Origin of the sequence: Pseudomonas sp. 43(2021) (assembly GCF_017490805.1) — a bacterium.
In the GTDB taxonomy this organism is placed as follows: Bacteria; Pseudomonadota; Gammaproteobacteria; order Pseudomonadales; family Pseudomonadaceae; genus Aquipseudomonas.
Genome location: NZ_JAFGYJ010000021.1, coordinates 110,182 through 116,361 on the forward strand (window position 1 = coordinate 110,182; position 6,180 = coordinate 116,361).

At 57.8% G+C, this 6,180-nt stretch carries 8 protein-coding genes; 6 read left to right on the forward strand and 2 right to left on the reverse strand.

Annotated features, from left to right (window positions below; all coding sequences use genetic code 11):
- The first annotated feature begins 115 nt into the window (after positions 1 to 115).
- The 6 genes from J5M71_RS18715 (at position 116) to J5M71_RS18740 (ending at position 4,423) form a co-directional block, all read left to right on the forward strand.
- Positions 116 to 1,405, forward strand: coding sequence for a site-specific integrase (locus J5M71_RS18715; protein WP_207834838.1), 1,290 nt, complete (start codon positions 116 to 118; stop codon positions 1,403 to 1,405).
- A gap of 3 nt (positions 1,406 to 1,408) precedes the next feature.
- Positions 1,409 to 1,639: a helix-turn-helix domain-containing protein gene (locus J5M71_RS18720; protein ID WP_081874717.1), complete on the forward strand. Its 231-nt coding sequence runs from the start codon at positions 1,409 to 1,411 to the stop codon at positions 1,637 to 1,639.
- A gap of 81 nt (positions 1,640 to 1,720) precedes the next feature.
- Complete coding sequence (locus tag J5M71_RS18725) at positions 1,721 to 2,881, forward strand: phage major capsid protein (RefSeq protein WP_207834840.1); 1,161 nt, start codon at positions 1,721 to 1,723, stop codon at positions 2,879 to 2,881.
- Between the two features lie 129 nt (positions 2,882 to 3,010).
- Positions 3,011 to 3,208 (forward strand): hypothetical protein, encoded by a 198-nt coding sequence (locus J5M71_RS18730; RefSeq protein WP_133970455.1) that lies wholly within the window; start codon positions 3,011 to 3,013, stop codon positions 3,206 to 3,208.
- A 256-nt stretch (positions 3,209 to 3,464) separates the two neighbouring features.
- On the forward strand, positions 3,465 to 3,824 hold the full coding sequence (locus tag J5M71_RS18735; protein WP_207834842.1) for a hypothetical protein: 360 nt from the start codon (positions 3,465 to 3,467) through the stop codon (positions 3,822 to 3,824).
- Positions 3,824 to 4,423: a tail assembly protein gene (locus J5M71_RS18740; protein WP_207834844.1), complete on the forward strand. Its 600-nt coding sequence runs from the start codon at positions 3,824 to 3,826 to the stop codon at positions 4,421 to 4,423. Before J5M71_RS18735 ends, J5M71_RS18740 begins: the two co-directional genes overlap by 1 nt.
- A 128-nt stretch (positions 4,424 to 4,551) precedes the next feature.
- Here the strand turns inward: J5M71_RS18740 and J5M71_RS18745 are convergent, their stop codons facing one another.
- A complete protein-coding gene (locus J5M71_RS18745) occupies positions 4,552 to 5,061 on the reverse strand; it encodes a hypothetical protein (protein WP_207834846.1) in 510 nt (169 codons plus the stop codon).
- Positions 5,051 to 5,992 (reverse strand): hypothetical protein, encoded by a 942-nt coding sequence (locus tag J5M71_RS18750; protein WP_207834855.1) that lies wholly within the window; start codon positions 5,990 to 5,992, stop codon positions 5,051 to 5,053. Before J5M71_RS18750 ends, J5M71_RS18745 begins: the two co-directional genes overlap by 11 nt.
- Positions 5,993 to 6,180: the final 188 nt, after the last annotated feature.

Here is a 6,180-nt window from a genome sequence, read left to right on the forward strand (position 1 = left end):
CCACAGTGTGTTGCTTTCGGCACAGTGGCGCCCTGATCCGAATCGGCTCATTTGGTCTGATTCGGATCATCTGGCCTGGTTCGGTTAAACGACACCCTCAGTTTGAGGAGCAAACATGACCACCAAACACATCACCCTCAGTGACGCCGAGATACGCAAGCAGGCCGGCCAGCCAGTGCGCCAATTGCGTGACCCGCGTTACCCCGAGCTGCGATTCCGCTATTCGACCGTCGACCGCACCCGGGGCGCCTGGCACGTCGTTGTCAGGGGCAAGTGGGGCAAGGCCGGCGACTTCCCCAGCCTGACCACCAAGGCCATGCTGACCGCCCTGCCGGCCATCCTGGGGCGCCGTGCCGCAGATGCCGAGGCCACCTCGCTGACCAGCACCTGGAGCCGCACCGGGGAGCTGTTGGACTGGTACCTGGATCGCATGCTGCGCGATCGCAACCTGTCGGCCAAGCGCAAGGCCGGCGCGAAGTCGGCCATCACCTGCCACCTAGCGCCACGGCTGCATGACTTGCCACTGGCCGAGGTGAGCAAGGCCACGCTCGATCAGCGGCTCATGTGGCCACTGCAAGAGCGCTATGCCCTGTCGTTCGTGCGCCTGGTGTTCAACGTGCTGGCGGTGGCCATGCGCAAGGCGCACCGGCTTGGGATGATCGAGCAGAACCCCTTGGGCTCGCTGCGCTTCGGGGATTTCGTGGCGGTGCGGATCAAGCCTAAGTCGTCACGGCTGCGGGAGCGAGACTTACCCGATCTGCTGGCCAAGCTGGCCACCTGGAGCGAGGCGCGGCCCGGTGACGCCCTGCTGGCGCTGATGATGCTGTGCCACGGTACCCGCCTGGGCGAGACGCGCAGCGCGCTGTGGCGCAACGTCGATCTACAGGCCGGCCAGTGGTTCATCCCCGCTGACGACACCAAGACCAAACAGAACCACACCCTGCCGCTCACCCGCCAGGCCTGTGCACTGTTGAGCCGCTATCAGACCCAGCAAGCCGCGCAGGGCTACCAAGGGGCCTACCTGTTCCCAGCCAGCCGGCGCGGGCCACTGGGCGCCACGGCAGCGAGCCAGGTGTTTGCCGAACTGAGCGACCGCCAGTGGACTAGCCATGACGTGCGCAAGGTCGCCCGCACCTGCTGGATGGACCTGGGCGTGGATTACCTGGTGGGCGAGATGCTGGTGAACCACGCCCTGCGCAATATGGACGCCACCTATATCCACACCACCGCCGAAGCCCTCAAGCGCCAAGCCCTGGAGCGCTGGCACGACCATTTAGACGGGCTCGGGTTGAGCGCACTCACAGGCGAGACATACCCGAGATACGCAATTTCACAAGATTCGCCACAGGCCAAGAACCACGCGGCCTCTAGCGAAATTCTGGATGCATCACAGAGGAGCATGTAAATCATGGTGGACGTTGAACAGGACGTTACCGAGCGGCTGGCCCAGGCTGGCATCACCCCGCTGATTGGTGGCCTGGTGCCTGAGCCAGCCACGGCAGACCTGTTGGGATATGCCCCCAGTTACCTGCGCCGTCTGGCTGCCGAGGGTCGTTCACCGCTGCCGTTCGTGCGCCGTGGCAATCGGCGGTTCTACAAAATAGCCGACATAGTGCGCTTTGCGACGGATACCGACTGAGGACGTCGAAGTTAACCGCTGACCGGGGTGTGCGTGCGCGCATAGGGTAGAGGGCATCAACTCAACACCCCGGAGAATCCTATGCCAGACCCGTATCAGCAGGACGTCAGCCAGCTGAACCAAGCCATCACCAAGATCGGTGCGCAGATCACCGAGTTCAAAGAAGGCCTCAACACCAAGCAGGCCGAGCTCAGCGCCCGCTTGCTCGAAACTGAACAGAAGCTCGCCTCTGGCCGCCACGGCAGCGCAGCCCCTAGCGGCGTCACTGATCGCAACGTCGTCACTGCTAGCGTGCTTGAAGCAGAAGGCGTAGGCGAAATGCGCAATGGCCGCCAGAAATCCACCGGGCAAATCAATTGCGAGGTGGGCATCCGCGCGGCGATCACCAACCCGAACAAGGGCGGTGCCGACTCCACCAGTTATCCAACCGCACCTCAGCGTGACGGTGCTGGCATCCGTGGCACTCCCCAGCCGCGTCTCACGTTGCTCGATGTTCTGCCAGTCATCCCCGTAACCAGCGCCACCTACGAATTCGTACGTCTCGATGGCTACCTGAACGGTGCGGCCTATCAGAAGAAAGAAGGCGACGAGAAGGCCGAGGGTGAAGTGGCGGGTAAACCCGTGCGCGCTGAGATCGCCACCATCGCCACCTGGATTCCAGCAAGCCTGCAGGTGCTGCAGGACAATGACCAGCTCAGTGGCCAAGTGGATCTGCTGCTGGGCGTGGGGGTGCGCCAGAAGCTGGAGGCTGAACTGATTACCGGCGCTGGGGGCGATGGCGAGATCCTCGGCTTCAACGCCCAGGCCACCGACGCAGGGATTACCACCGGCCAGCCAGTTGACCGCATCGGCGCCGCGCTCACTGACCTCAAGGCCGAAGGCTGGAATCCGAACGTTATCGTGATGAATCCGCGTGACTGGTTCGCCATTGAAAGCGAGCGGGCCGAGGACGGCGATGGCCAGTATGTGATCGGCACGCCACGCGATCCCGCGCCGCCCAGCCTGTGGGGTACACCTGTTGTCGTCACCAACGGCATGCCGCAGGGCAAAGCGCTGATCCTCGACACCACCACCGCTGCGCTGCTGGACCGTCAGCAGGTAACTGTCGAGGCAAGCCGCCACGACGGTGACAACTTCCGCCGCAACCTGGTGACCATTCTGGCCGAGCTGCGCGCCGGCCTGGCGGTGTTCGCTCCTACAGCTACCCGCCTGGTGACGCTGACCGGTGCGCCGACACCGTAAGCGCAAACGTGGGTTAGCTGTGAGTGCCACGTAGCCCTAACCGCAGCAGTCGGAGCCCTTCTTTCCTTTGTGGGGTGATCCGACACTGGCCCGCACTCGCGGGCCTTTTCATTCACACCGGAGAAGACCATGAGCCATACCCATCTACCCAAGCCAGTTCAACGAGCCCTCAACCAGATCGCCCACAGCCGCGCCCTGCTGCGCCAGATGGAGGAGCGTGAGCGGTTGAGCAAAGAGATTGATCGACTGTTGGCCAGCGGCCTGAGCGCAGCAGAAGCGCTGGAACAGATCCGGTCGGCGCCGCCGTACAAAGCGCCGGACTACTGAGGGGGGCGGGTCGAAAGTCTGGAAGGTCCGCTGACCTAGACCGCCTACGACCCCACGCACAGATTTTTTCCCCCTTTAACAAAAAATGTTAATCCGACGTTAACACCATGCCGAACGCGCATGGGGCTGGAAGCCACGGATATAGCGGCATAGAGACCGATAACACTCTCTGGCAGACCTTAACAGGGTTAACACCTTTAACCTCGAAAAGTTAACGCTTTAACACCGACGAGTTAACACCTGGAGGCTACCGCTGATGACCATCCAACCAGCTCCATCCACCTTTCAAGAGCGTTTCGCCCGAGCCTGCGACGTGGCCACCTTCACCCTGGACAAAGGCGGCCCCTGCTATCTGCTGTGGGAAGTCGAGAACGTCCAGGCCGGTCAGAGGGTGAAGCTCGATGGTGTTTTTTTCACCGAAGAGGAGGCGCGCATATCCGCCGACTTGTTGCGAGGCAACCTGCGCGGCGCTCGCGCCTCCATGTGCAGCTATGCGCCCAACTGGAACCCTGATCCTGCCCGAGAGGCCGCCATCCGCCTGGAGGCGCTGCAGTGTCGCGAGATGCTTGCTCGTCGCCTGGGCGTGCACCTGGCTATGCCACAGGAGGCCGTGTGATGGCCGCGACAGTGATCGACTATGCGCCGAAAACCAAGATCCGCCTGGGCGGCTTCTTGGGCAAGAAGTACGGCAAACACCACCACTTCCTGCTGGAACGCGGTGATGCGAAAGAGGCCGCCAAAGCGCTGGATGCAAACTATCCAGGCTTCGCCCGTGACTTGGCTGAAGCACAGGGCCGTGGGCTGCGCTTCGCCGTCTTCAAGAACGGCAAGAACATTGGTGAAGGTGATCTGGATCGAGGCGGCGCACGGGAGCTCTGGTTTGTCCCCGTCATTCACGGCAGCAAGCGGGGCGGTCTACTGCAGACTGTTCTCGGCGTAGCGCTGATCGTCGCCGCTTCGTTCGCCTCAGGCGGCCTTGCTGCTGGCCTGATGGGCGCTGGTATTGCTAACGTGGCCGGTGGAGTGCTGCAGATGCTCAGCCCGCAGGCTAGCGGGCTAAGCTATAGCGGCTCGCCCGAGAACCTGGCGAGCTACGCCTTTGGCAGCGCCAAGAACACCACAGCCAGCGGCCTGCCTGTGCCGATCTGTATCGGCCACCGGCGCTGGGGCGGGGCTATCATCTCGGCATCGATCCTGGCGCAGGACAAGGCTTAAGTAAGTCTAAGTCAGGTGCAAATGCCCGATATCTGGCGTGTGCCAGGGTGTCCTCATCTATGAGGACACCCTAAAAACACATTATTATCGAAAACCACCAAACTTGTATTTTCAATAAATCCACAAAATCAATTACTGCCAATGTGCTCGAACATTGATTCAAGGTTTTTGCGAATCAGATACAAACTCCAAGATAGAAGGATGAGCGCCATAATTGCGATTGAAATAGGAAGTATGGATGTGAGGACTGTAGGGATCAAGCCGATCGTGAGCTGCGAGACCGATGCGATGATACAGGTAACGATAGTGGCAAAAAGCATATCACTAAGTTCCTTCAGCGGATCATACAGCTTGCCTGTGCTCGCCTTGGCAAACTTGTCCTTGTATCCTTGAGTGTCAAAAACCTCTTTTTTCATATTCACAATAATGAACGTCTTTAAAGACATCAAAAAACTTCCAACGGTCAGAAAGCCGGCAAACAAGCTAGCTCTCAATTTCTCGGCATAGAAAGCCTGAAATGGGTGTATCGCATCGCAGGCTAAAGTGAGGTTTTCACACATTAACTTGACAATAATCGCATAAACCAAAACCGTGCAGAGAAACACACAGATAGCGACTAGCGTGACTCTACTTTTCATCGAATTCCACCATGAATATAGAGCTGTAGGTAGTGCGGCATGTACTCATTAGGCTTTCAAGACATGGGTGTGATTGAAACTTCGTGAGATCCAAATCGTCCATAGCTTCAGCTACCATATCGTAATCTTGCTCGCCAAAATTCTCTGGCATGCCTACGACCCGAATCGATACTGGCTCATCATCATCATTAAGCACTGCCACTCTAGCCGAATTTTTCTCAACGTTCGGCATCATCTCTGCGATGCCTCGAACCAGAGTGTCCTTCGGCGAGTCAGTATTGAAGCGTACGCGCTGACGTATTTTTCTCACAAGGCCACTCAAAGGCCTAGCATATTGGGCTATCGAGTCAACGGCCACGACATCATATTCAAAGGACACAATTTTTTTGTAGCGCTCTAAGACTGCTTCAATATTGTCCTTTCTGACTAGCTGCTGAAACTCAAGAGGAGGGCGAAGCTCTCGGCGAATGTTATCTTCTATTTTCTTTGAGCCACGCTTTTGCTCCACCTTACTTAACGCTAGATCTCGCCGAGCGTCTGCTAACTCTCGAAACTCAGAGCGGAGGTAGCTTCCAAAAGTTAGCGGTGAACATGAGCCATGATAATACTGATAGAGACCCAGACCATTCTTCTTGTTTACGGCAAAAAAATTAAACTCAAGAAGTTTATTTTCCCCCTTAAGGTCGCTCACTTTTACCTTAAGTGCACCGCCACCACCCATCAGCTGTAGGAATCTTCGCTGATCCTTGATTGTGACTACCATCCCCAAAAAGAAATCTGCATCCGCTGAGGTGTCTACATAAATCCGACGAAGAAGACTTTTCTGATTGTTATCGCTGCCATTTTTCTTGACAAGAAAGTTAAACAAATCAGAAATATTGACTTGTTTATTTTCAGTACTCAGGGAAATCCCGTAAGAAAGCACTTGCATAAATGTCCTTATTTGGAGCTTCGCGGCCATCTGCCATCATAACAGGCGCTTGTGCAGCCTACGAGATCCTCGGAAGCAAACCCGACAGACAGGGGCGTTCTTTCGATGGCTGCCGCCTCCCCCTCTCCCGCCTCACCACCGATCACCGGGCGAGGCTCTAGGCAGCGATCGGCACGAAGGGGCGAAGG